Source organism: Ensifer sp. R1-3, assembly GCF_056739175.1.
Genome location: NZ_CP096515.1, coordinates 608,608 through 629,536 on the forward strand (window position 1 = coordinate 608,608; position 20,929 = coordinate 629,536).

General features: G+C 58.9%; 24 protein-coding genes and 1 pseudogene. 17 read left to right on the forward strand and 8 right to left on the reverse strand.

Features of this window, described 5'->3' with window-relative positions; translation table 11 throughout:
* Nucleotides 1-4: 4 nt before the first annotated feature.
* Nucleotides 5-445, reverse strand: coding sequence for a hypothetical protein (locus M1D43_RS02955; protein WP_153313939.1), 441 nt, complete (start codon nt 443-445; stop codon nt 5-7).
* A 175-nt stretch (nt 446-620) separates the two neighbouring features.
* Between M1D43_RS02955 and M1D43_RS02960 the strand changes: the two genes are divergently transcribed.
* Entirely contained in the window at nt 621-983 is a 363-nt protein-coding gene (locus tag M1D43_RS02960; RefSeq protein ID WP_153313938.1) for a hypothetical protein, read from the forward strand.
* 204 nt (nt 984-1,187) lie between these two features.
* Here M1D43_RS02960 and M1D43_RS02965 read toward each other — a convergent pair whose 3' ends face one another.
* Nucleotides 1,188-1,592 (reverse strand): hypothetical protein, encoded by a 405-nt coding sequence (locus M1D43_RS02965; RefSeq protein WP_003530042.1) that lies wholly within the window; start codon nt 1,590-1,592, stop codon nt 1,188-1,190.
* 339 nt (nt 1,593-1,931) lie between these two features.
* Here M1D43_RS02965 and M1D43_RS02970 point away from each other — a divergent pair, with 339 nt between their 5' ends.
* Complete coding sequence (locus tag M1D43_RS02970; protein ID WP_010969642.1) at nt 1,932-2,087, forward strand: DUF3309 family protein; 156 nt, start codon at nt 1,932-1,934, stop codon at nt 2,085-2,087.
* 25 nt (nt 2,088-2,112) lie between these two features.
* Here the strand turns inward: M1D43_RS02970 and M1D43_RS02975 are convergent, their stop codons facing one another.
* Nucleotides 2,113-2,454 carry a GFA family protein gene (locus M1D43_RS02975; protein ID WP_153313937.1) on the reverse strand — a complete coding sequence of 114 codons (342 nt, stop codon included), beginning with the start codon at nt 2,452-2,454 and terminating at the stop codon, nt 2,113-2,115.
* A gap of 139 nt (nt 2,455-2,593) precedes the next feature.
* Here M1D43_RS02975 and M1D43_RS02980 point away from each other — a divergent pair, with 139 nt between their 5' ends.
* The 4 genes from M1D43_RS02980 to M1D43_RS02995 all read left to right on the forward strand — a co-directional run bounded on the left by M1D43_RS02980 (nt 2,594) and on the right by M1D43_RS02995 (nt 6,455).
* Nucleotides 2,594-4,027: a terminase large subunit domain-containing protein gene (locus tag M1D43_RS02980; RefSeq protein ID WP_153313936.1), complete on the forward strand. Its 1,434-nt coding sequence runs from the start codon at nt 2,594-2,596 to the stop codon at nt 4,025-4,027.
* 384 nt (nt 4,028-4,411) lie between these two features.
* On the forward strand, nt 4,412-5,077 hold the full coding sequence (locus M1D43_RS02985; RefSeq protein WP_153313935.1) for a hypothetical protein: 666 nt from the start codon (nt 4,412-4,414) through the stop codon (nt 5,075-5,077).
* A gap of 1 nt (nt 5,078) precedes the next feature.
* Complete coding sequence (locus M1D43_RS02990) at nt 5,079-5,471, forward strand: DUF6258 family protein (protein ID WP_027989355.1); 393 nt, start codon at nt 5,079-5,081, stop codon at nt 5,469-5,471.
* Between the two features lie 498 nt (nt 5,472-5,969).
* A complete protein-coding gene (locus tag M1D43_RS02995) occupies nt 5,970-6,455 on the forward strand; it encodes a hypothetical protein (RefSeq protein WP_153313934.1) in 486 nt (161 codons plus the stop codon).
* A gap of 101 nt (nt 6,456-6,556) precedes the next feature.
* Here M1D43_RS02995 and M1D43_RS03000 read toward each other — a convergent pair whose 3' ends face one another.
* Together M1D43_RS03000 and M1D43_RS03005 are read right to left on the reverse strand one after the other, a co-directional pair.
* Nucleotides 6,557-7,399, reverse strand: coding sequence for a glycosyltransferase family 2 protein (locus M1D43_RS03000; protein WP_318853504.1), 843 nt, complete (start codon nt 7,397-7,399; stop codon nt 6,557-6,559).
* Nucleotides 7,400-7,563: 164 nt separating this feature from the next.
* Nucleotides 7,564-8,436, reverse strand: a complete 873-nt coding sequence (locus M1D43_RS03005; RefSeq protein ID WP_153313933.1) for a glycosyltransferase family 2 protein — start codon at nt 8,434-8,436, stop codon at nt 7,564-7,566.
* A gap of 139 nt (nt 8,437-8,575) precedes the next feature.
* Here M1D43_RS03005 and M1D43_RS03010 point away from each other — a divergent pair, with 139 nt between their 5' ends.
* From M1D43_RS03010 to M1D43_RS03040, 7 genes and pseudogenes are all read left to right on the forward strand, one after another.
* The gene (locus M1D43_RS03010) at nt 8,576-9,346 is read left to right on the forward strand and encodes a glycosyltransferase family 2 protein (RefSeq protein WP_318853505.1); all 771 of its coding nucleotides are present in this window, start codon (nt 8,576-8,578) and stop codon (nt 9,344-9,346) included.
* Between the two features lie 2 nt (nt 9,347-9,348).
* Complete coding sequence (locus M1D43_RS03015; RefSeq protein ID WP_498814082.1) at nt 9,349-9,867, forward strand: NAD-dependent epimerase/dehydratase family protein; 519 nt, start codon at nt 9,349-9,351, stop codon at nt 9,865-9,867.
* The gene (locus tag M1D43_RS03020; RefSeq protein ID WP_498814083.1) at nt 9,815-10,270 is read left to right on the forward strand and encodes an NAD-dependent epimerase/dehydratase family protein; all 456 of its coding nucleotides are present in this window, start codon (nt 9,815-9,817) and stop codon (nt 10,268-10,270) included. The genes M1D43_RS03015 and M1D43_RS03020 overlap by 53 nt, the downstream gene beginning before the upstream one ends.
* Before the next feature lie 19 nt (nt 10,271-10,289).
* The gene (locus M1D43_RS03025; protein ID WP_498814084.1) at nt 10,290-11,414 is read left to right on the forward strand and encodes a class I SAM-dependent methyltransferase; all 1,125 of its coding nucleotides are present in this window, start codon (nt 10,290-10,292) and stop codon (nt 11,412-11,414) included.
* Nucleotides 11,415-11,601: 187 nt separating this feature from the next.
* Nucleotides 11,602-12,407: pseudogene (locus M1D43_RS03030) on the forward strand (lysozyme family protein).
* Nucleotides 12,408-12,527: 120 nt separating this feature from the next.
* Nucleotides 12,528-12,779, forward strand: a complete 252-nt coding sequence (locus M1D43_RS03035) for a hypothetical protein (protein ID WP_003530067.1) — start codon at nt 12,528-12,530, stop codon at nt 12,777-12,779.
* Complete coding sequence (locus M1D43_RS03040) at nt 12,772-13,110, forward strand: DUF1515 family protein (protein ID WP_153313930.1); 339 nt, start codon at nt 12,772-12,774, stop codon at nt 13,108-13,110. The genes M1D43_RS03035 and M1D43_RS03040 overlap by 8 nt, the downstream gene beginning before the upstream one ends.
* A gap of 189 nt (nt 13,111-13,299) precedes the next feature.
* On the opposite strand, the gene M1D43_RS03045 is transcribed toward M1D43_RS03040, so the two are convergent.
* Nucleotides 13,300-13,584, reverse strand: coding sequence for a hypothetical protein (locus M1D43_RS03045; protein ID WP_003530069.1), 285 nt, complete (start codon nt 13,582-13,584; stop codon nt 13,300-13,302).
* Nucleotides 13,585-13,620: 36 nt separating this feature from the next.
* Nucleotides 13,621-13,902 carry a hypothetical protein gene (locus M1D43_RS03050; protein ID WP_248447157.1) on the reverse strand — a complete coding sequence of 94 codons (282 nt, stop codon included), beginning with the start codon at nt 13,900-13,902 and terminating at the stop codon, nt 13,621-13,623.
* A 421-nt stretch (nt 13,903-14,323) separates the two neighbouring features.
* On the opposite strand from M1D43_RS03050, the gene M1D43_RS03055 reads away from it, so the two are divergent.
* The 4 genes from M1D43_RS03055 to M1D43_RS03070 all read left to right on the forward strand — a co-directional run bounded on the left by M1D43_RS03055 (nt 14,324) and on the right by M1D43_RS03070 (nt 20,016).
* Nucleotides 14,324-16,099: an SLC13 family permease gene (locus M1D43_RS03055; RefSeq protein WP_003530071.1), complete on the forward strand. Its 1,776-nt coding sequence runs from the start codon at nt 14,324-14,326 to the stop codon at nt 16,097-16,099.
* A 158-nt stretch (nt 16,100-16,257) separates the two neighbouring features.
* Nucleotides 16,258-16,818, forward strand: coding sequence for a DUF924 family protein (locus tag M1D43_RS03060; RefSeq protein WP_027989337.1), 561 nt, complete (start codon nt 16,258-16,260; stop codon nt 16,816-16,818).
* Nucleotides 16,819-16,857: 39 nt separating this feature from the next.
* Nucleotides 16,858-17,319, forward strand: coding sequence for a GFA family protein (locus tag M1D43_RS03065; protein ID WP_010969632.1), 462 nt, complete (start codon nt 16,858-16,860; stop codon nt 17,317-17,319).
* Nucleotides 17,320-17,358: 39 nt separating this feature from the next.
* Complete coding sequence (locus M1D43_RS03070; protein ID WP_192923447.1) at nt 17,359-20,016, forward strand: mechanosensitive ion channel family protein; 2,658 nt, start codon at nt 17,359-17,361, stop codon at nt 20,014-20,016.
* Between the two features lie 161 nt (nt 20,017-20,177).
* Here M1D43_RS03070 and M1D43_RS03075 read toward each other — a convergent pair whose 3' ends face one another.
* Nucleotides 20,178-20,819, reverse strand: coding sequence for a TerC family protein (locus tag M1D43_RS03075; RefSeq protein WP_003530075.1), 642 nt, complete (start codon nt 20,817-20,819; stop codon nt 20,178-20,180).
* Between the last annotated feature and the right edge of the window lie 110 nt (nt 20,820-20,929).

Sequence of the window (20,929 nt, forward strand, 5' to 3'; positions counted from 1 at the left end):
ACGCTTACAGTCGCGGAGGCTCGGGCGCCGCGTTGGGCTTGCCGAGATACTCGACGGCTATGACGAGTTTGCCGAGGGGTGTTCGCCCCGGATCGCCCGATATTCTCGGGGTGTAGTAAAGAGGAACGACGCGGGGACGCCCGCTCCAGAGGCGCAGCGCGGGAAAACCGGTGCGGGTCACACAGCAGGCATCCTGCTGCGAGGGGTCGGTCCAAAAGCTGAGCGAATACGAGGAGGCCGTCATCTCCCGCAACCGGATCACGTGCTCACCGATCGGCACGAAACAATCATCTTCTCCACCGCACCAGCCGGTCGTGTGCTCGAAGCTCCTGTTGGCCATTTGAAGCCAGGCTTTCACGAAGTAGCGCGGTTCGCGCGGCTCCCCCGCAAAGGCGGAGACCGTCGAGGCGGCAATGATAAAGGCGGTGGCAAAGTTTCGGCGCATGTTCCCCCCCGGTGTGGCGGTTAACTTTTCGATAATCGCGGTGGTGCAGTCCCGTTGCACCTCATCTGATCCGCGATTCTGGCGCAATTATGGATTGTATAAGATGGAAATAATTTGCAGAAGTTGCGGGCGTATGTTGCCGGCCCCGGGATAACGACGAGCGGAGAGGTTCTTAATGAATGATCAAAGCGCCACGCCGGGAGCGGAAGCGCCGGACGACGCGGCGGGAACGCCGGCTGCGAGAGGTGAGGGCAGTCCGTTGGGAGGCAGCTTTCTGGGAGCCGTGCAGGCGGACTTCGCCCGGCATGGTGTCAACGTCATCGCTCGTATTCGCGAGGAGAAGCCGGAAGCCTATCTGAAGCTCGTCGCGTCGGTTCTGCCGAAGGACCTGAGTGCCGCAACCGGCGGGGTTGACGGTTTGTCAGACGAACAGATCATCGACCGGATCCGCGCGCTGGACGCTGCGATTCGGCCGTTGCTTTCACTAAGGAAGAGGGCAGGCGGCCTGCGAAAGCGCGTGCCGCCTGCGAAAGTGTAGCTCTATAGGGTATATACACATCTGATCCTCTCGCGGGACCATTGCCTTGGGGCACGCAATAAACGGTTTGACCTTCGCATGCCCAAAACGATGCCGCGGACGAACGCAGAAGCGGAGGCGAGGGCCGCCGCATATATTCTCCCCCACAAGGAGGGAGACGACAAGCGGCTCGACCTTCACCTATGAATCTCAACAGGCCTCAGTTTAGTGAGTCGGCGCTACCCTTGCCGAAACCGACGCTTCGCTGCTCGAGAAGATGATGACCGCAAAGAGCAGAACGCCGGCGAAGGCGATGAGCGACGATATGGCGACGATCGGCTCCACGGCAGTGTTTCCGGAGAGCAGCAGGTAAAGCGATGGGATAAGCATGGTCACGCCGAAGGTGTAGACGGCGTACTGGATCATGGCCAGCCGTCTTGCCGCCTTTCGAGGATTGAGCGCGTGATAGCCGCCGAAAATCGCCATGGTTACCCAGCCGAGCAGATTGGCGTGGGCATGGGCGCCCGTTGCGGCATGGTTGCCTGTGATCGACATGTGCAGGCCGATCGAAATGCCGAGGATCAAAAAAACAATCGCCGTTCTGAAATAAAGATTTGCAATACGTGGCATCGGTTTCCCCTCCGAGAAAACGAGAAAATTAGCATGATCTCACGCATATGAGAACATCTAGATAAAAGGGCCTTTCACGCGGCCTCGCTGTTCCTGATGTGACAACTCGGAAAATGAAGACCGGGCTTCGAAGGAAACTGCGCCTTCTGATTGAGTGTTGCCCATATATGGGTCGCGAGGGGCGTGGAACATATTCTGCCTTTTCGCATTCGGTAGAATGAACGATGTGCTTTGTAGCGCACCCACGACTTTGGAGGCGCGCAAAAGTCGCTGCAGAAACTCGGTTTGGCGCGTGATTTCGTTCGCGGAAATTTCGATTGTGCAAGGGAGAACCGCAATATGCTTGGCACCGTCCTCCTCATTATTCTGATCTTGCTTTTGATCGGCGCCTTTCCGGCCTGGCCCTACTCGTCCGGCTGGGGTTACGGCCCTTCGGGAATTCTCGGCGTTCTGGTCGTGGTCCTGTTGATCTTGCTCTTGATGGGCAGAATCTGAAGGCCCGAGACAAACAGAGCCGATTTCACCAACTCGCGCCGTCGATGAGGCGGTGCGGGATATCTTCCCAGACCGAACGCTCGAAGACGCGCATGTTGACCCCCATGCGCCGTGAGCTGCGGCCGACCGGCGACCAGTGGGTTATGCAGCCGCAAACGCCGCAGTGATGCATGGTCAGGGTCCTGTCGCCTTGGACATATCCGACGAGCTTTTTCTCAGGATCGGTGATGCTGACCTCGCTGGAAGGATAATAGCCCCAAAGCGTGCCGAGCCTGCTGCAGAGCGAGCAGTTGCAATCGCCGAGCGTTTCGGGGCGGACGGGGACCGCGACGCGGACCGCCCTGCAATGGCAATGGCCTTCGATCATGATTTTCTCCCATCGGCGCTACGTATGTCAGCGGCAATGCGGACATTATTGATCTTATTCCGGCGCAGTCCAGCAAAGACGAAGCTAAGCTTACGCCGGCTACGACGGCAATTCGCAGCATATAGAGGCATGATCACGGATGAGCGTATCCAACCCATCCGAGGGGACCATTGCGTCCGGCCTTTCCGCGATGCTCAGGGAACAGATGCTGCTGATGGCGGAGCTCCACAGGCGGCAACGAACGAATGTCCTCGCCGGTTACCGGCCCTATGCCAAGCAGCGGGAGTTCCATGCGGCGGGCGCGGCCTTTCGCGAGAGGCTGTTCATGGCGGGCAACCAGCTCGGCAAGACGCTGGCCGGCGCAGCGGAGGCGGCGATGCATCTGACCGGGCGCTATCCCGACTGGTGGCAGGGCCGGCGGTTCGACCGGCCGATCGTCATGCTGGCGGGCTCGGAATCCTATGAATTGACCCGCGACGGCGTGCAACGGCTGCTGATCGGTCCGCCACTGAATGAGGAGGAGTGGGGCACCGGATTTCTCCCGAAGGCGGCGATCAAGGCGACGACACGCCGCGCCGGTGCTTCCGGTGCGCTCGACAGCGTGACGGTGCGGCATGTTTCGGGCAGAGCCTCGACCCTGCTCTTCAAGGCCTACGAACAGGGGCGCGCCAAATGGCAGGCTAATACCGTGGATTATGTCTGGTTCGACGAGGAGCCGCCCGAAGACGTCTATTTCGAGGGGATCACCCGCACCAATGCGACGCGCGGCGCGATCGCGGTCACCTTTACGCCACTCAGGGGCCTGAGCGCGGTCGTGGCCAGGTACCTCATGGAAAAATCGCCGGACCGCGCGGTCATCACCATGACGATCGAGGATGCTGAGCACTATACGCCGCAGGAGCGCCAAAGGGTGATCGACAGCTACCCCGCCCATGAGCGCGAGGCGCGCACCAGGGGCGTGCCGGCGCTCGGATCCGGCAGGATCTTTCCCGTGACAGAGGAGAGCATTCGTATCGATCCCTTTGAAATCCCGAAGCATTGGGTGCAGATCGGCGGGCTCGACTTCGGCTGGGACCATCCTTTCGCGGCGGCGGGCTGTGCCTGGGACCGGGACGCGGACGTATTCCATGTCACGAAGATCTATCGCGAGCGGGAGGCGACGCCGATCATCCATGCGGCGGCACTGAAACCCTGGGGCGCGGCGATGCCCTGGGCTTGGCCGCATGACGGATTGCAGCACGACAAGGGCAGCGGCGAGCAACTGGCGGCGCAATACCGCGCACAGGGGCTGGCCCTTCTACCGGAGCGCGCGACCTTCGACGACGGCACCAACGGCGTGGAAGCGGGGCTCTCCGACATGCTGCAGCGGATGCAGACCGGGCGCTGGAAGGTGTTTTCCACCTGCACGGAATGGTTTGAGGAGTTCCGCCTCTATCACCGCAAGGACGGCAGGATCGTCAAGGAACGCGACGATCTGATCTCCGCCTCGCGCTACGCGCTGATGATGAAGCGCCACGCGCGGGCGAACCACGTCAACGGAAGCTGGAATTTCACCGCGCGAAAGGTTCTCTGATGGCCGCAATGACCGATGACGCCTGTCCGCCCTCGTGGGCCGGCTGAGACCGCGCCGGATCGCCAGACACTCGACAATTCTCCATCAGCGGACAGCCTGCAGCCGCCGTCGAAAAGCCGGCGATCGCCATTCGCTGACTTGTAAAGCCGACGCCGGAGGAGATCCGGCAGCGGATGCAGGTGGCTGCCGCAAAGGCCGGATCCGGAGATGCAGCAACTGCAGGTGCAGGCGCAGGCCGATGCCGGGAAGGCGCGGCTGACGGCAGAAAACGAGCGGCGGAAGCTGGAGATCAGGACGCGAGTTGAACCTGAAACGACAACAGAACGCCGCGGAGCTGATGGGCGGCGAGCCGCTGGCGGCGGCACATATCGGAGGGATGCCGGGATGAGGCGAATAAACGACTTCGAGGATTTTTATGAAGCGCCGATGGGCTTGGGCGGTGCCCTGGAACTGCGCGATTTCAGCGAGGCGGCGAACAGCCGTCTGCCGAGCTGGGGCCGAAGGGCGGTCCGCGAGGACCGGCGCAGCGAGTTCGTCCAGGCCCGGCCGCCGGGAAGGCGTGGCCTTCCGGCAAGAACGCCCACGCAGGAGCTGATTGCGGACCAAATAGGAATCCTCATGCGGCAGATAAAGCGCCTCAATCCGAACGAGGCGTTTCTGGAACCTCCCGGCGGTTCCTATTCCGTCCAGGCGAGAGACAATCTGCAGCGGCGGCTGGACGAGCTTCAAAGAGCTCTGATCGTCGACCCCCGCACGGGGTCTCCCATCCAGCGCCACATTGCCGATCCGAGAGGCAACATCGCCTTCGAGCCGTTGGGAGGAAGCACGGTGTCTGGGCAAAATCCGGTCGACACGCACACGCTCTATCCAAACGGATCGAACTATCACAGAATGAATCCGCAGAGACACGGTTCTGGAAAACCGCCCCACGGGCATGGGCATCTGATGGGTACGGGGCCGAACACCAAGGGACAAGGCCCTTCGCTCGATATTCGTGGGAATATAGTGCCCTGGAACAGCCCTGATGCACACTGGCCGATGAGGAAATGAAATGAACGTCGACGTTTTCTTGAGATCGATCCATCTGGACGACCGCGCCTGCAAGGCCATCGTGCTTGACGGATGGAAGGATGAGGTCAAGATCCAGATGAACGCGGTATCTCGCATTCGGTCGGGCACGTGGAACTACAGTGAAGATATCCTTGATGGGTTCCTCGTTTTCGAAGGGGTCGATCACGTTTCCTTCGACCCTCCCGGTAGAATTCCGAACGACGAAATCGGCGCAATCGAGTTTCTGGGCTATGATGGCGACCGTTTCACGGTCGTTGTCGATATCGGCTCCGGATATGAGCTCGGAAACTACGTAAACGTGAAAACGACCATCCGGGCGAAGGCCGTGGCGATAGAGAAGCCAGGCGAAGAGGACGCGCGGATTCGGGAATAGCAGAGGCGAACCTTCGCCACAGGGTGCCGAGGGACCTTGTCCCTGAAATCGAAGAGCGCGGCGAAGGCATGCATCACCCCGGCCGCTATTCTCGGCTTTGGCCGGGGTCTTTTCACGAGCCACCCAAAATCAAATGCCTCCGCATCATCCGGTGCTTGCCGGTGTGGCCGATGCACGCTGGAATTTCACCGCCAGAAAGGTTCTCCGATGGCCGCAATGACCGATGAACGCCTGCCCTCGGGTTTACTGCGGCGGAGGTTTATACTGGAACCGGAGCCAACGACACGAGCTTTCCGCTCGGCCATATTGTAGCGGTGGGTAATGACGCCAATATTGCACGAAATGCAGGCGGCACCCCTGCGCTCCACAATTCGATCACCAGGTACTACGTCCCGTCGACCCACCCGAACGCGGGAGCAGCCTTGGCGGGGACCTGGCGCTCACGCGGAGTGGTCAATGGCAACGGCGAGTACAACATCATGCAAAGGGTCGCGTAAAATGGAAAAGTCCGTTTTCGAGGTCGTCACCGTCCACAAGGTCACTGATACGGCGACCTCTAGCGTTTACGATCTCGATCTCACGTTGAAGGTCAACGGCGAGGAGGAACGTTTCGAACACTACGTTTCCACGCCTGACGACTCTATTGGTGCGAACCCAGCAATCCGTATCTGGATGAAGCAGCATCCGGACTTCCCGGTTCAAAGCTATGTACCGCCGACGACGGAGCAAATCCGTGCGTCCCTACCGTTGCTGACCACTCGTCAGTTTCGTCTGGGCCTCGTCAACCGCGGCTTTAACCCGGAGCAGGTCACGGCGGCTATTGAAGCAATGCAGGAAGGTGCCGAGAAAGAGGTTGCGAAAATCGAGTGGGAATACGCGACCACGTTCAACCGTATGCACCCGCTGATCGTGACGGTTGCCGCCGTGCTCGGCCTCTCCAACGAGCAGACTGATGCCATGTGGTCGGCATCTGCCGACTTATAGACTCTCTCACCCACTGACAGAAGCGCACTATGTCGAATTGACCTTCGTGAATCGGCAAAGTGTGACGCGGATTCGGAAATACGGCCAACCTGTTACTTTATTTAGAGAATCCGAAAAAGCTTGTATCTAGTCTTTCGACGTGCGTCGTTCCAGCACATCCGGAAAAATTTTATCCGCGTTGTCAAGCTAACTTCTGGAAGTTTTCTCGAGATATTGTAGCATCCCATGGTATACTTTAGGCGCTGCTCAAATTTGTTACGAAAACCTTTCGCGCCATAGCGTTTATCAGATCCCGACCCCTCTGTGAAATCAAGAGTTGGTTCAGGAACGTATACTACCAAGCCTAATACTACGAGTTCTGACACAATGTATGACGCTAGACACCAGGGGTTTCCAAGTTCGAACCACCGCTTCATAAGCATTTCTTTAGAACTAGATCTGTATAGTCCGTAAATCCACTCGGCTGGAAAAGTGAGATTTCGTGGAACTTGACCGAATACATACTTTTCCGTGAAGTTGAGGGCCGAGTCGTTCGGGACTTTTATTCTACTTCCACTTGTCCCCACCAGCTTTGTTGGGCATGCGGCAAGAAGTTTGTCGGGATTGGCATCAAGCGCTTCTACCAGGCGCGCCAGAAAATCCTGCGAAGAATGGTCATCGCATGCGCGCAGGCAAAAATATTCTCCACGCTCCGCCCCTAGCTGTACCGCTCTCGCAAAATTTTCTATTGCGCTTACATGTTCTTCGAACTTAACGATGGAGAAGCGGCGATCCCAACTGCAAAATTGCTCGGCTATATCGAGCGTTTTATCGGTCGATTTATTGTCGAGAATGATCGCTTCAAAATCCCCGAACGTTTGGCCGGCAATGCACCGTAGACTGCTGGTGAGTGTCTTCTCGCCATTGTAGACAGGGAAAACGACGACGACCTTCGGCTTGGGCACTGATCTTTGTCTCTAGCTTTGAACTTGTCTTGCCCATATCGAATGGTGCTACGATCTGAAACGGGGCCTTCACGATAGCTGGCGCCAAACGGCCTCATCGCCGACGACATCCCCTGCGGCGACTTCCTTGAAGTCTGAGACGAGGAATGTGCCGGTTATCGGTTCTAGCGGTATGTTGGAGGCACGAGCCGGAAGAACCTAGCAACCCTCGCTCGCAGTGCTCTCTTGTGGGTCTTGAACCAGGGCGCGACTCTCTTGTTGGCGTGCTTCTCTAGCACTCCTCTCAAAACGGCCTTTTCATTCTCCGAGTAATCAGTATCAGCAATTAGTTTCCTGCTCAAGGCCACGTATGCCTTGCGTGCCGCAAGGCGCTCAACCGGATCTAAATGGTAGAAGCCTTCGCGCATGATGCGTTGGATGAATACGGAGTCGGTGACAAACGCTACTTCGCCGTGCAACATTGCTCGCATCGTCACGAGATGATCGAACGCCCACAAATATGGATACGCTTTCACTATGGAGAGACCGTCGACAGCCGCTTCGCGCCTCCAAAGGCCATAAAACCAACTGGGATGGCAGCCGAGCAGCGTCGCTGTTGCCCGAGACAGGCGATCTTTTCCCGAACTCACGGGCAACGGGTAATCAGCTTCCCTGCCGCTCGTTGTGTTAATTCTATGGATCTTCGTCACAGCCAACTTGACGTCAGGGTTTTCGTCAAGGGTCCTGACTGTCGAGCGGAGATGATTCTCGTCAGTGAGATCATCGTCCGCTCGCCACATGAAGTACGGGGCGCGTGCTAGGCCTAGCCCCTGCTTAAAGTTCTCAAGCGCAGGGATCGTTTTGTCGTTTCGAATATGGACGAACCGGCTGTCCGCCGCTGCAACTTCCGCGCAAATCTCGCTTGTACCGTCGGTTGACGCGTTATCACAAATGATCGCCTCAAAATCTACGAAGCTCTGGCCACGGATGCAATCTAAGCATTCGCGTATGGTGGCTACACCATTAAAGGTCGGTATTACAATACTTGTGCGTATCATTTGTATCCCATTGCAACCGTTCTTGGGTCAGGGTATGTGCGTTTCGGGGTTCAACTGGGGCTAGATTGACGAACAACGCGTCGCGCAGATTGCGCAACGGTAGTTCCCGTCGTGGCCTATCGTGGGGTTAAATTTGCGCGTGCCAAAAATCGATCTCTGCATTGTCTCTACACGTCGGCCAGATCTCTTAGCAACAACCATCAAAAGCTTTTCAGATAATGTTTTCTCCAATTTCGAAATAGCGGACGTTTTTGTAAATCTCGATCCCTATTTCGGTGATGAGGGTGACCACGTACGTTGCGCCGAACTAATCAAAGCGACGTTCCCGCAGTGCATTCTATTCGAGCCCGAGGTGCCGAGCTTCGCGGGAGCTGTCCAAAGGCTCTGGTCATCTACAAAGGCCGATTTTTTTTTCCACCTTGAGGATGATTGGATCGCGCTGGAGAGTATTGGAAAGGCTGCCCTTTCGCCCTTTGAAGACAAAGCCGTTTCCCAGGTAAGTTTCCATACTGCCGAAAAGAAATGGGACGTCAGAAAAAATGGCTATTTCCACAAGCGCAATGAATATTTCCGGATTTTCGGCATAAATATTCCAAAGTTTAGGACATTCCCAATATTTACTACATCACCTTGCATTTTGCGGGGCGATTTTGGAAGGCAATGTGCGACTCTAATGGACGTTTCAAAGGATCCAGAAAAGCAGTTTTATTATGGCGTCAACCCTTCTCTGGAGGCATTCGTTAAGAAACAGAAGAGTTTCGTCTACGCCCCAAGCAATGCGCCTGTAATTGCTGATATTGGGCGGGAGTGGCAGAAACTGAAGAATATGCGAAAGGTGATCCGCGATGCAACGTCCTCATGGGAGATCATTTCTGCGCCGTCTGCGGCCGCGGTGATCGACCGAGCGTAGCCATGCGAGAAGTTCTTCTTACGGGGGCGAGCGGCTTTCTCGGCCGACCCATCCCAAAATTTCTCATTGATTCCGGAGCTAGGGTTCACACCATTGGACGAACACCTTGGTCCGGCCGATCGGACGCGGTCCAATTCCACAAGATGGATCTTTTGTCGCCAGATGGAGACGCATTTGGAAGAGCATCTGAAATCGGAGCGGACACACTAATCCACACGGCTTGGTGCACCGAACCCGGTGTCTATTGGAACAGTATAGACAATCTCCGTTGGATGGCTGCTTCGCTGCAACTTGTCGATGCTTTTCTCAGAGGTGGGGGAAAGCGTGTGGTGGTTGTGGGCACCTGCGCGGAATACGATTGGCGGTATCATACGCTCGTCGAGAGGGAAACTCCTTTGATGCCATCCACACTGTATGGGCAGGCAAAGGCTTCTCTGCACAAGACGCTTGAGTGTTACGCGAAACAGCATGGAATTTCTTTCGCCTGGGCCCACGTTTTTTTTTCCGTATGGCCCGCATGAAAAGCGTCGCCGACTGCTGAGCGACCTAATTGTTAACCTTCTCACCGGCAGAGAAATGCCCGTCTCCGAAGGGCGGCAGATTCGCGATTTCCTCCACGTCGAAGATGCCGCAGCGGCAATCGCTGGACTCGCAGAAAGTAGCGTTCAGGGACCGGTCAATATAGGAAGCGGGGACGCGAAGTCGCTTCGCGATGTGATCGAGATCGTGGCAAAAGAAACGGGTAGGCCCGAGTTGGTCCGATATGGCGGGAGGTCGCCAATATCAAACGACCCTCCTAGCTTGGCGGCATCTGTAAATCGACTGCGGGATGAAGTAGGTTTTCTGCCGCGATATGGCCTTGAACTGGGCCTCAAATCCACTGTCGACTGGTGGCGCTCAGAACTCAAGGCCGCTTCCATTTAAATAATCGCGCGGGAATTATATGTATAGAGCTTGCCCTGTCTGCAATGGAATTGACGTAGTACCGAGCATTTCAAGAGCAAAGATTCCGCTGCTTCAGAATCGGGTTTACGACACAAAGAAAGAAGCCGTCGCGGCAGCCTGGGGGCGCCTAACGTTGTGCACATGCGGTAGATGCGGCTTCAGCTACAACGGTGAGTTTGATGAACGCCATATCATCTACGACCAGCATTACAACAACGATGTGCCATCTCAAGTTTTCGAACTCTACTCGGAACAGATTGCGCGCCATCTCATTAAGAAATTCGGTCTGACATCGGGCACGGTTTACGATGTAGGTTGTGGGAAGGGCACGTTTTTGCGCATACTGTGCAGACTAGCGCCGGGGATCAACGGGATTGGGATAGATCCTAGCTGCACTCCAACAGTCGAAGACAACTTCACGCTCATTCAGGACGTTTTCCATTCTAGCTCATTCCAAGCGGACACAAAGCTAGTGCTGCTAAGGCACGTCTTGGAGCACATAACGATGCCGGTAGAATTTCTGACTGAGCTTGGCAAAGCAGCGCCGAACATTCCACTCTATGTTGAGGTACCTGAACTCGGCTGGATTTTCGAGAACGGCGCATTTTGGGACTTCTGTTATGAGCACTGCAACTACTTCAGTCCCGACTCACTAAGGACTACTCTCCAGCTCGCCGGCTTCTCCGATATTGAACAAAGCTCCTCGTTTGGCGGCCAGTACCAGTGGGCTATCGCAACGGCCAACGGCGTTGCGGCGACGGTGTCATCGATTGGAGCAGATGCGATCAAGCTTGCACAATCTTATTCTGCGTCAGAGAGCGTGGAGATGGAGAAGGTGCAAGCGACTATCTCGAGCAGCGGAAGTACTGCGATTTGGGGCATGGCAACGAAGGGCGTTATTCTATCATGCCTGCTAGGCGACAAAGTGGTTACGAACGGGATCGACATTAACGGCAAGAAGCAGGAGAAATTTGCACCCCTGTCTGGAGTTCAAATCCATGCGCCAGAGTGGCTGAAAGCTAATCCTGCAGAAACAATTCTCGTCATGAACAGCAATTATGAAGGCGAGATACGGGAGGCCCTCAGGCAGCTCGGCGTAGGATCCAAAATAGTTGTAATGTAAACAGGAACGCTGTCGGCGAGCATCGATGTATCCACGCTGGCTGCCGTCGTTGACATGAACGATAGCTAATGGGCGAACCGCTTCGCAACAGACAACCTGTTCGCGAAAGCGAAGCTCCGTTCATCTCAAGTAAACACACTCCGCCTGTCTTCAGTACGACCTGCAATCTTCAGCAAAAAGGTAACCCATGACCAGAACCGTGCCTCAAGGCGCGGCGATGCTGCTCGACTTTATCCGGGAGGCGGAAGTCGGCAGCAAGGGCCGCGCGTCTTACGACGTGATCTACGGACATAACCAGGGGAAGCTTACAAAGCCGCTTACGGAGATGACGATCGCCGAGGTGATCCGTGCGCAGAAGGGATGGGCGAGGGCGCACGGATCGAGTGCGGCGGGGGGCTATCAGTTCATGCGGGCCACGCTCGCCGGGCTTTTGAAGGAAGTACCGGGACTGCGCGGAGAACAGCGCTTGGATCCCGCGCTTCAGGACCGGCTCGCCCTTCACCTTCTGAACCGCCGTGGCTTCGCCGGCTTTGTCTCCGGCGAAATCAGCCCTGTTGAATTCGCGAGGCGGTTGGCGATGGAATGGGCGTCCCTGCCGATACTCGCCGAAAGCCAGGGCGACCGGCAACGGTTAAGGCGCGGACAGTCCTATTATGCCGGCGACGGGGAGCGCTGGTGCGGCCGGAAAAGCTGGAGGCCGTGCTTGGCGCGGTGCTGGCAGCCGGTTCACGAGAGGATGAGGCAGACCGCGTGGGCGAGGAGGCGGCGCTTGTGGTTCCGGCACGCCCGCGCAGGCCGGTTTCCCGGTCCGGCCGCTTCTGGACCTGGTTGCTGACGGCCGGCGGCACGCTCGTCACGGCGCTGAAGGAGTTGAACCTTGTCGCGCTGGATTGGCGGGTGCAGCTTGCGATCCTCGCCGTAATCGTTGGCTTTGCCGTTTACGCCATCTCGTCGATGCCGGCGGTTCGCGATGCCTTGGGCCTCACGCGATGACGTTGCCGTGGAGCAGTCTGGTCATCGGTGCCCTGATCCTGGCCGGAATTTCCTGGGCAATACTCGAAATCCGTTCGGATGCCGCGCAAGCGGTCCGCAATTCAATCGAAAGGCAGAACAATGAAGCAGCAAAGAGCGCTGACGCGAAGCGCCTTGACTATGACGTCTGTTCTTCTTCTGGCGGGCTGTGGAACTTCGGGACCGGCCGATGTGAGCGGCCTTCGCGGCATCGTGGGAACTGAGCTTGCCGGCGCACGCGGCGCGACGCAGGCCGACCAGCGCAAGATCGACCGCACGGTGGTCGGCCTCTGCGCGGCATTCGTCTGGACTCGGGCGGAATGCGCGAAACACGGGGAGGGCGGAGATGATTGATGCCGGCGTTCACCAGCAGCTCGGCACCTTGGTGGCCGAGGTGAAGAACCTGAGGGAGGACCTGCGCCGATCGGAGGATAGATCGGATGCGGGCCGCCTATCCATGACGCGACGGATGGACGAACTGGTCGAGCGCATGCGGACGCTCGAGGGCTCGATGATGCTCGTCAAGGACGATATTGCCGCGATGAAGCCCGTGACCGAGGATGTGCGCAATTGGAAGCTGATGGGGATGGGCGCTCTCGGCGTTATCGGCATCGGCGGGGCAGCGCTCGGCGTGACATTTGCCGATGTGGCAAAACGCGTGCTGATGCTGACGAGAGCTGGGTAGAGGTCCTCTTTCGCTATCGTAACCGCGTAACCGGAAGCGGTGGATGCGGTAGCCCGCCAACACAATGCAGACGGTGCGCGAATAGCGGCCGCGCCGCTCTTCGATGCCTGATCATTGAATTGCGCAATCCAAGCAAATCGCTCGCGCTCTTCCGGGGAAGTGCTCCAGCGCAGGGACCGACGCGCCCATTCAATCGTCGTCGAAAAGGGGTAGGTCGCGGTAGCGGCGGCTTACCAGCCGCAGCGACCGGTCCGGTTCGATGACATAGGTTTCGTAGACCCGGCGGCCGAACCGGTCGATGAACTGATGCGGCACAATGCTGCCGACCGGCGCCTTGGTAAGCCTGGTGCGTGGCTGGCCGCCGTAGGTGATGCTGCCGGGAATCGGCTCCAAATAAGGCGAATAGCCCATCGAGGTCGCCTCGCAGCCGGTCAGAAGTGTGAGCACGCACAGGACAGGAAGAACATATTTCATGACGATCCTCGCCACTTGCATGATTCTCGCCGGCGTTCAGTCGCTGAAGATGTCGTAATCTATGCGGCGGCTGGTCAGTCGCAACGAGCGGTCCGGATTAATGACATAGGTCTCGTAGACCCGGTGACCATAGGTGTCGAAGAACTGGTGCGGCACCATGCTGCCGATCGGGGCCTTCGTCAGTTTCGTTCGCGGCTGACCGCCATAGGTGATGCTGCCGGGCATGGGTTCCAGTCTGGGGCCGTAGCCAACCGTTTGCGTCGATGTACAGGCGCTGAGCGCGGCGGCGGCGCAGAGGGTGAGGAGAGTTGTGCTCACGGCGCCGCGCCTCCCGATGGACACGTGGCGATGTCCTGCCGGGGCCCGCATTGTTGTGCGGTTCTCCGGTTTCATTCCGGTTTCAGGGAAGATGCAGTAGGCTGCGGCGGATTGCATCGCGTGACGGTTCATGTACATGCTTCGCCCCATATGAGTTGCACCAGCTTATTCCTTATTCGACAACGTGCAAAGAAAGCAGGAAGTTCGGCTTGTCGCGGTGATCTCCGCGTTTCGTGGGGGATTTCGCGATATTTCGATTGCATAGGCAGGAATCTTTGAAGGATGTAATGGCCGAGGCCCGCCGATGCATGAGGAAATCCGTGCGAACCTTCCAGTGGGATCGCGCGTTTGATTCGGTGTCGGCGAATGGGCCTGCAAACAGAACCCCGGTTTCCGACGAGTCGCTGCTCAGGTACTGCCCATGACCGCCGAACAGACCCTTTCGTTTCTCGTGCTCGGCGCCATGATGATCTTCTTCATTTGGGGTCGCTTTCGCTACGACATCGTCGCCTGCTCGGCGTTGATGCTTTCGGTTGCGGTCGGTATCGTTCCTTTCGATAACGCCTTTGACGGCTTCAGCGACGACATCGTCATCATCGTCGGCAGCGCACTGATCGTCAGCGCGGGCGTTGCACGTTCGGGTGTGGTCGATGCCGCCATCCAGCGATTTCTTCCGGATTTGCAATCGGTGAGGGCGCAGCTTGCTCTGCTCGTCGTCACGGTCACGGTACTTTCGGCCTTCATAAAGAATATCGGCGCGCTGGCGATCATGATCCCGGTGGCGTTCCAGTTCGCGCGCCGCTCGAACGTGCAGCCCTCCGTCTTCCTGATGCCGATGGCTTTCGGCTCGCTGATCGGTGGCCTGATGACGCAGGTCGGCACCTCGCCCAACGTGGTCGTGTCCCGGGTGCGTGCGGATCTGACGGGCGAGAGTTTCACCATGTTCGACTTCACGCCCGTCGGCGCTTCTCTGGCACTGGTCGGCGCGGTGTTCCTGCTGTTCGGCTATCGCCTGGTGCCGGAGCGGAAAAGTCAGCAGGTCGGCATGCATCAGGCGATCGAGATCACCGACTACACGTCCGAGGCAATGGTCCCGGCCGGGTCGCCGGTGATCGGCAAGCCGCTCAGCAACCTGGTCAAGATCGGCGATGGCGGAGCCGTAGTGATCGCCGTCTTCCGTCGCGGCACGCATCTGGCGCCGCTGCCCGATGTCGTTATCGAACTGGACGATATCCTTCTGCTCGAAGGCGGTCCCGCTGCGCTCGACCGCATCGTCTCCCAGGCAAAGCTCAAGATCTCCGGCGATCGTGCGCCGATGCCGAACGACAAGGAGAAAGCCGAGACCGAAGCCATCGAGGCGGTGATCGCCACCGGCTCACCGCTGATCGGCATGTCGGCTCAGCGCCTGGCGCTCTTCAACAATCACAACATCAACCTGCTGGCCGTCAGCCGCCAAGGCGAACGATTGAAACAGAGGCTTGGCAGCATAAGACTGCGGGCCGGCGACATCGTCGTGCTTCAGGGTACCCGCAGGGAATTGCCGTCTTTCCTGCAGGACTTCGGCTGCCTGCCGCTCGCGCAACGGGAAATCCTGCTCGGCACCATTCGCCGTGCCACCGTTCCGTTGCTTGTTCTGGCGACCGCGATGGGGGCGACCGCGGTTGGCGTCGTGCCTGTGCAAATCGCCTTTTTTGCTGCGGCGCTTGCCATGGTGGTGTTTCGCGTCATCCCTCTGCGTGACGTTTATCGCGCCGTGGACGGACCGATCCTGGTCATGCTTGCAGCGCTGATCCCCGTCAGCGACACTTTGCGCACGACGGGCGGCTCGGACCTGATCGCGGGCTGGCTGAGCGGAATGGCGGCGAGTCTGCCGCCTGCGGGGGCGCTTGCCATCATGGTCGTTGCGGCCATGGCGGTGACACCCTTTCTGAACAATGCCGCCACGGTCCTCGTCATGGCGCCGATTGCCGCCAGTTTTGCAACGGCGCTCGATTACAGGCCAGACGCGTTCCTGATGGCGGTGGCCATCGGCGCCGGCTCCGACTTCCTCACGCCAATCGGCCACCAATGCAACACCCTGGTAATGGGACCCGGCGGTTACCGGTTCAGCGACTACCCACGACTGGGTCTGCCGCTTTCCGTCGTCATCGTGATCGTCGCGGTGCCGATGCTGATGTGGGTCTGGCCGCTGCGTTAGAATGCCGGGGACAAATGGAACCGAGCGGAATACGGATTGCCTGCCAAATTGCGGGCATTCGGTGGAAACGGCCTGATCGCCGCCTATCTTGCGGGGGAAGCGTATCTTTTGTGGAAGTGCTCTGAATTGCTCTGGCAGTAGGGAGGCATGTGGGCGTCATGACTGGCGATATCGAGATCTGTACGCCGGAAGAGGTGCTGAAATTCTGGTTCACGGAACTTTCTTATGACCACTGGTTCACGCCGGATCCAGGGCTCGACGAGCAATGTGCGCAGCGCTTTCAGGCGTCGCACCTGGCCCTGTCCAGAAACCTCGACAATGTCTGGCGCGAGACCCCGCAGAACTGGCTGGCGGCCGTCATCCTTTTCGACCAGATGCCGCGCAACATGTATCGCGGGTCGCCGTTAGCCTTTGCCACGGATTGCCTTGCGTTGCGGGAGGCGAAGCTCGCCATCGGCGCGAGCGCCGACATGGCGGTGCCGAGGGAATGGCGCGCGTTTTTCTATATGCCGTTCGAGCACTCCGAAAACCTGACCGACCAGACCATGTCGGTCAAGCTGTTCACCGAACTCGGAGACGCCAGCTACCTCGACTATGCGATCCGGCATCGCGACGTGATCGAGCGGTTCGGGCGCTTCCCGCACCGCAATGGCATTTTGGCCCGCATGTCGTCACCGGCCGAGGAAGAGTACCTCGCGCAGCCCGGCGCCGGGTTCTAGGCATGAACCATGGCGGAAAACGAAATCAGGAGGAAACCAATGAGTGCCGGAGAACTGCCCTGGCAAGGGGGATGCCGCTGCGGACAGGTGCGCATCAAGGTGAGCGCGCAACCGCTTCTCACGATGGCATGCCATTGTACCGGCTGCCAGCGAATGACCGGCAGCGCGTTCTCGTTGAGCGTCGCCATTCCGAGCGAAGGCTTCGAGGTCACACGCGGCGAGCCTGTCATCGGCGGCCTTCACGGCGCAACGCGCCACTATTTCTGTCCTCATTGCATGAGCTGGATGTTCACGCGCCCGGAAGGCATGGACTGGTTCGTCAATCTCCGCGCGACCATGCTCGACGATCCCAGTTGGTGCAGGCCGTTCATAGAAACCTGGACCAGTGAAAAGCTGCCGTGGGTGAGCACATCCGCCGTTCATAGCTACGCGGCGTTGCCACCGCTGGAGAGTTACGAGCAGTTGCTGGCGGACTATGCCAGGCATTCCGAAGAGGATTGAGCCGCGAGACGATTCAGATCAGCCTGGATCTCAGAGGATTTGCATCTTTTTGCCGTTATGCATGTGCAGACCGGCAACTGGCAAAGCTCGGAGCGGTTCTGCGCGGCGCAGGGATTATCGAAGGGTAGGAAATTGCATCTCCTGGAAAAACTGAGGGCGCTTTCGATCGCCCTGTCTTTCGGTGCGCTGACGCTCGCTGCCGGCGGATCCGCAGTTGCGCAGGAGCCCGCGCCGAGCGTTGAGCAAACCCGGCCGGCCCAACAGGCCGCACCTGCCCAGCCTCTCCAACCTGCCCAATCCGTCCAGCCCGCGCCGCAGGCCGAACCGGCACAGCCGGCGACGCAGACCGGGACGGGTCAGGCGCCGGATGCCGCATCGCCGGTATTGCAGCAGGCGGAGGATCAGCTTGCCCAGGCCGACCGGGAGCTGAAGCGTCTCATCGAGCGTACCAATGCCGTCGAGGACGACGACGCCATGCTCGCCGAACTCAGGGTGCAGGTCGACGAGCTTTCGAAGCAGATCATCGCCGCCTCCGTCCCCACCCGTCCGAGGCTCGACGAAATCAAGGCGAGGCTCACGGAGCTCGGCGATCCTCCCGGTGAGGGGCAGCCGCCCGAAGACGCGGTCATCACCGATGAGCGCAAACGCCTCCTGGCGGAACGCGGGGCGATCAATGCTCTGACGGGCAGGGCGGAGAACCTCTCGGTCGAGGCGAGGAAACTTGCCAACCGGATCACCGCGACGCGCCGGGCGATCTTCTCCAACACCCTGCTGAGACATACGGATGTCTCGGCGGCGATGTTGAGCGAGGCCGTCACTGCAACGATGCACGAAGCGATGGCACTGTCGCGCAGCATCGGCGGTTGGCTGACATTCGCCTGGAATTACAAGCGCGTGCCGCTGCTGAGCGCGATCTTCCTTTCGCTCTGCGCCGCGCTGCTCTTCCTGGTCGGCGGTTACAGGCTTTTTTCGCCGGTCCTCATGCGCCACGAGGAAGACGACGAGCCCACCTATTTCCGGCAGCTTTCGCTTGCGTTCTGGTCGACACTCATCCCGACTCTGGCGCTCGCCGCCTTCGCTATGTCGAGCTACTTCTTCCTCAGTAGTTTCAACGTCTTGCGGCCGGATATTGCTCCCATAGTTGCGATCACGCTCGCCATGGGCGTCGTGCTGTTCTTCATAGCCAGGCTGGCAGGCGCGGTGCTATCGCCGAACCGATCGAGCTGGCGGCTCGTGCGCGTTTCGGATCGCGGCGCGAAAATGCTGATGGTGCCGATCTTCGCGATGGCGCTCGTCAACGGGCTCGACTATCTGCTCGGCAGCATCAGCGAGTCTCTCGGTTCTCCGGTGGTGCTGACGATCGCCAAAAGCTTCGTGGCATCGATCATCATCGGTCTCATTCTCATGTCGATGGCGTGGATCCGGCCTGTGCTGAGGGCCGATGAACCTTACGATGCACCGGGACGTCCCTGGCCGCGGGTTATTTCGCTCTCGTTTCTCCTGCTGGGCGCGGCGCTCATCGCGACTGCATTGTCGGGCTATGTCGGCCTGGCGCGCTTCATCGCCACGCAGATCACGGTAACGAGCGCGATCCTGGTGACGGTCTATATCGGCCTCCTTACGGGGAAGTCCGTGTCCAAGCAGGGCGCCTTTGCCGAAACGGTAGCCGGACGCTATCTGGAGCGCCGCTTCCATCTGGAGCCGGTTGCGCTCGACCAATTCGGCCTTTTTGCCGGTCTCGGCATTTATGTGCTCGTTCTCTCCTTCTTCATCCCGCTGATATTGATGCAGTGGGGCTTCAAGACTGCGGACATAGAGTCCTGGGCCCATCAGGTGCTGACCGAAATCAGGATCGGCACGATCACGATTTCGCTGGTGGGCATTCTCGCGGGGGTATTGCTCTTTGCCCTCGGCTTTCTCGTCACGCGTTGGGTGCAGCGCTGGATCGACGGCAACGTCATGGCGCGCAGTCGCGTCGACGCCGGCGTGCGCAACTCCATACGTACCGGTATCGGCTATATGGGCGTGGGCATTGCCGGCCTTATCGGGTTGTCGGCCGCCGGCATCGATCTTTCGAGTCTCGCCCTCGTTGCCGGCGCCCTCTCCCTCGGCGTCGGTTTCGGCCTGCAGAACATCGTCTCCAATTTCGTTTCGGGTCTGATCCTGCTGGTGGAGCGTCCCTTCAAGGTGGGCGACTGGATCGTCAGCGGTACGACCGAAGGCTTTGTGCGGCGAATCTCCGTCCGCGCGACCGAGATCGAGACCTTCCAGCATCAGTCGATCATGATGCCGAATTCTCTGCTCATCAACGCCTCGGTCGGAAACTGGACGCACCGCAACAAGCTCGGCCGGTCGGAAATTGCAGTGACGGTGACCTATGCCAGCGATCCGCGCCGGGTTATCGAACTGCTCTACGAAATCGCCGCAGCCCATCCGATGATCCTCAAGAACCCGGCTCCCAATGTCGGCTTCACGGCCTTCGAAGACGAGCGAATGACGTTTGAATTGCGCATCTATGTCGCGGACGTGCTGACGGCCGGCGGTGTTCGCAACGACCTTCGCGTCTCGATCTACGAGCGCTTTCGTGACGAGGGAATCGGCGCGCCGTTCCCGATGAAGATCGAGGATGTAACGCCTGAGGAAGAAGCCGGAAGCGCCGGACCCGAACCTTCGGTTATGGAGAAAGAGAAGGCCTGATCTCGCCGAAGACAAGGCCTGACGCGCCGGCGCCATTGGCGAAGGCAGGAAAGAGAAGAAGGAGCGGTAATACCGCTCCCTCTATCGGCCGAACCCCGGCCGCACGTTGAACCTGCGCACTTCCGCCCGGAAACGGTTACACAACGTTTCCGGGGAGTGCTCTAAAGCCCGGCCAGAGCCTGGGCCACCGGCATAACGTGTGGCCACACCTCCATTGCCCCGCGATAGATCATGTCGAGTGCGACGTAGAAGATGATCGCCAGGCCGATGTAAGCGATCCAGTGGTACCGGCTGAGCAGGCGGGCGATAAAGCCCGCGGCGATACCCATCATCGCGATAGAGAGCGCCAGACCAAAGACGAGCACGGTTGGATGCTCTCGGGCGGCACCGGCGACGGCGAGGACGTTGTCGAGCGACATGGACACGTCCGCTATCACGATCTGTGTTGCCGCCTGTTTGAAAGTCTTCTTTGGGGCCGAGGCGTCCGCATTTCCCAGGCCGTCAACGCCTTCGTGACCGCCAGTGCGAATCTCGCGCCACATCTTCCAGCAGACCCAAAGCAGGAGGAGCCCGCCGGCGAGCAGGAGCCCGATGATCGCAAGCAGTTGGACCGTGAAGATGGCGAGCACGATGCGAAGCACGGTGGCGGCGAGAATGCCGACGAGAATAGCCTTCTTGCGCTGCTCCAGCGGCAAGCCGGCTGCTGCAAGGCCGATAACGACGGCGTTGTCGCCGGCAAGCACCAGGTCGATCACAATGACCTGCAGCAGTGCCGTCAGGCCGGCGGAAGTGAAAATCTCCATGTGTGGTAACCCTTCTTGTCCCCGAAACGCCTGCGGCGTTGCAAAACGCATAGACCGCGAACAATCGACGGATCAAGTGGGCCGGGACAACTAATCGGCATTTTCGAAGG

Coding starts and splice junctions, on each gene's coding strand:
- M1D43_RS02955 (WP_153313939.1), bottom strand. CDS start 445: ATGCGCCGAAACTTTGCCACCGCCTTTATCATTGCCGCCTCGACGGTC.
- M1D43_RS02960 (WP_153313938.1), top strand. CDS start 621: ATGAATGATCAAAGCGCCACGCCGGGAGCGGAAGCGCCGGACGACGCG.
- M1D43_RS02965 (WP_003530042.1), bottom strand. CDS start 1,592: ATGCCACGTATTGCAAATCTTTATTTCAGAACGGCGATTGTTTTTTTG.
- M1D43_RS02970 (WP_010969642.1), top strand. CDS start 1,932: ATGCTTGGCACCGTCCTCCTCATTATTCTGATCTTGCTTTTGATCGGC.
- M1D43_RS02975 (WP_153313937.1), bottom strand. CDS start 2,454: ATGATCGAAGGCCATTGCCATTGCAGGGCGGTCCGCGTCGCGGTCCCC.
- M1D43_RS02980 (WP_153313936.1), top strand. CDS start 2,594: ATGAGCGTATCCAACCCATCCGAGGGGACCATTGCGTCCGGCCTTTCC.
- M1D43_RS02985 (WP_153313935.1), top strand. CDS start 4,412: ATGAGGCGAATAAACGACTTCGAGGATTTTTATGAAGCGCCGATGGGC.
- M1D43_RS02990 (WP_027989355.1), top strand. CDS start 5,079: ATGAACGTCGACGTTTTCTTGAGATCGATCCATCTGGACGACCGCGCC.
- M1D43_RS02995 (WP_153313934.1), top strand. CDS start 5,970: ATGGAAAAGTCCGTTTTCGAGGTCGTCACCGTCCACAAGGTCACTGAT.
- M1D43_RS03005 (WP_153313933.1), bottom strand. CDS start 8,436: ATGATACGCACAAGTATTGTAATACCGACCTTTAATGGTGTAGCCACC.
- M1D43_RS03015 (WP_498814082.1), top strand. CDS start 9,349: ATGCGAGAAGTTCTTCTTACGGGGGCGAGCGGCTTTCTCGGCCGACCC.
- M1D43_RS03020 (WP_498814083.1), top strand. CDS start 9,815: ATGGAATTTCTTTCGCCTGGGCCCACGTTTTTTTTTCCGTATGGCCCG.
- M1D43_RS03025 (WP_498814084.1), top strand. CDS start 10,290: ATGTATAGAGCTTGCCCTGTCTGCAATGGAATTGACGTAGTACCGAGC.
- M1D43_RS03035 (WP_003530067.1), top strand. CDS start 12,528: ATGAAGCAGCAAAGAGCGCTGACGCGAAGCGCCTTGACTATGACGTCT.
- M1D43_RS03040 (WP_153313930.1), top strand. CDS start 12,772: ATGATTGATGCCGGCGTTCACCAGCAGCTCGGCACCTTGGTGGCCGAG.
- M1D43_RS03045 (WP_003530069.1), bottom strand. CDS start 13,584: ATGAAATATGTTCTTCCTGTCCTGTGCGTGCTCACACTTCTGACCGGC.
- M1D43_RS03055 (WP_003530071.1), top strand. CDS start 14,324: ATGACCGCCGAACAGACCCTTTCGTTTCTCGTGCTCGGCGCCATGATG.
- M1D43_RS03060 (WP_027989337.1), top strand. CDS start 16,258: ATGACTGGCGATATCGAGATCTGTACGCCGGAAGAGGTGCTGAAATTC.
- M1D43_RS03065 (WP_010969632.1), top strand. CDS start 16,858: ATGAGTGCCGGAGAACTGCCCTGGCAAGGGGGATGCCGCTGCGGACAG.
- M1D43_RS03075 (WP_003530075.1), bottom strand. CDS start 20,819: ATGGAGATTTTCACTTCCGCCGGCCTGACGGCACTGCTGCAGGTCATT.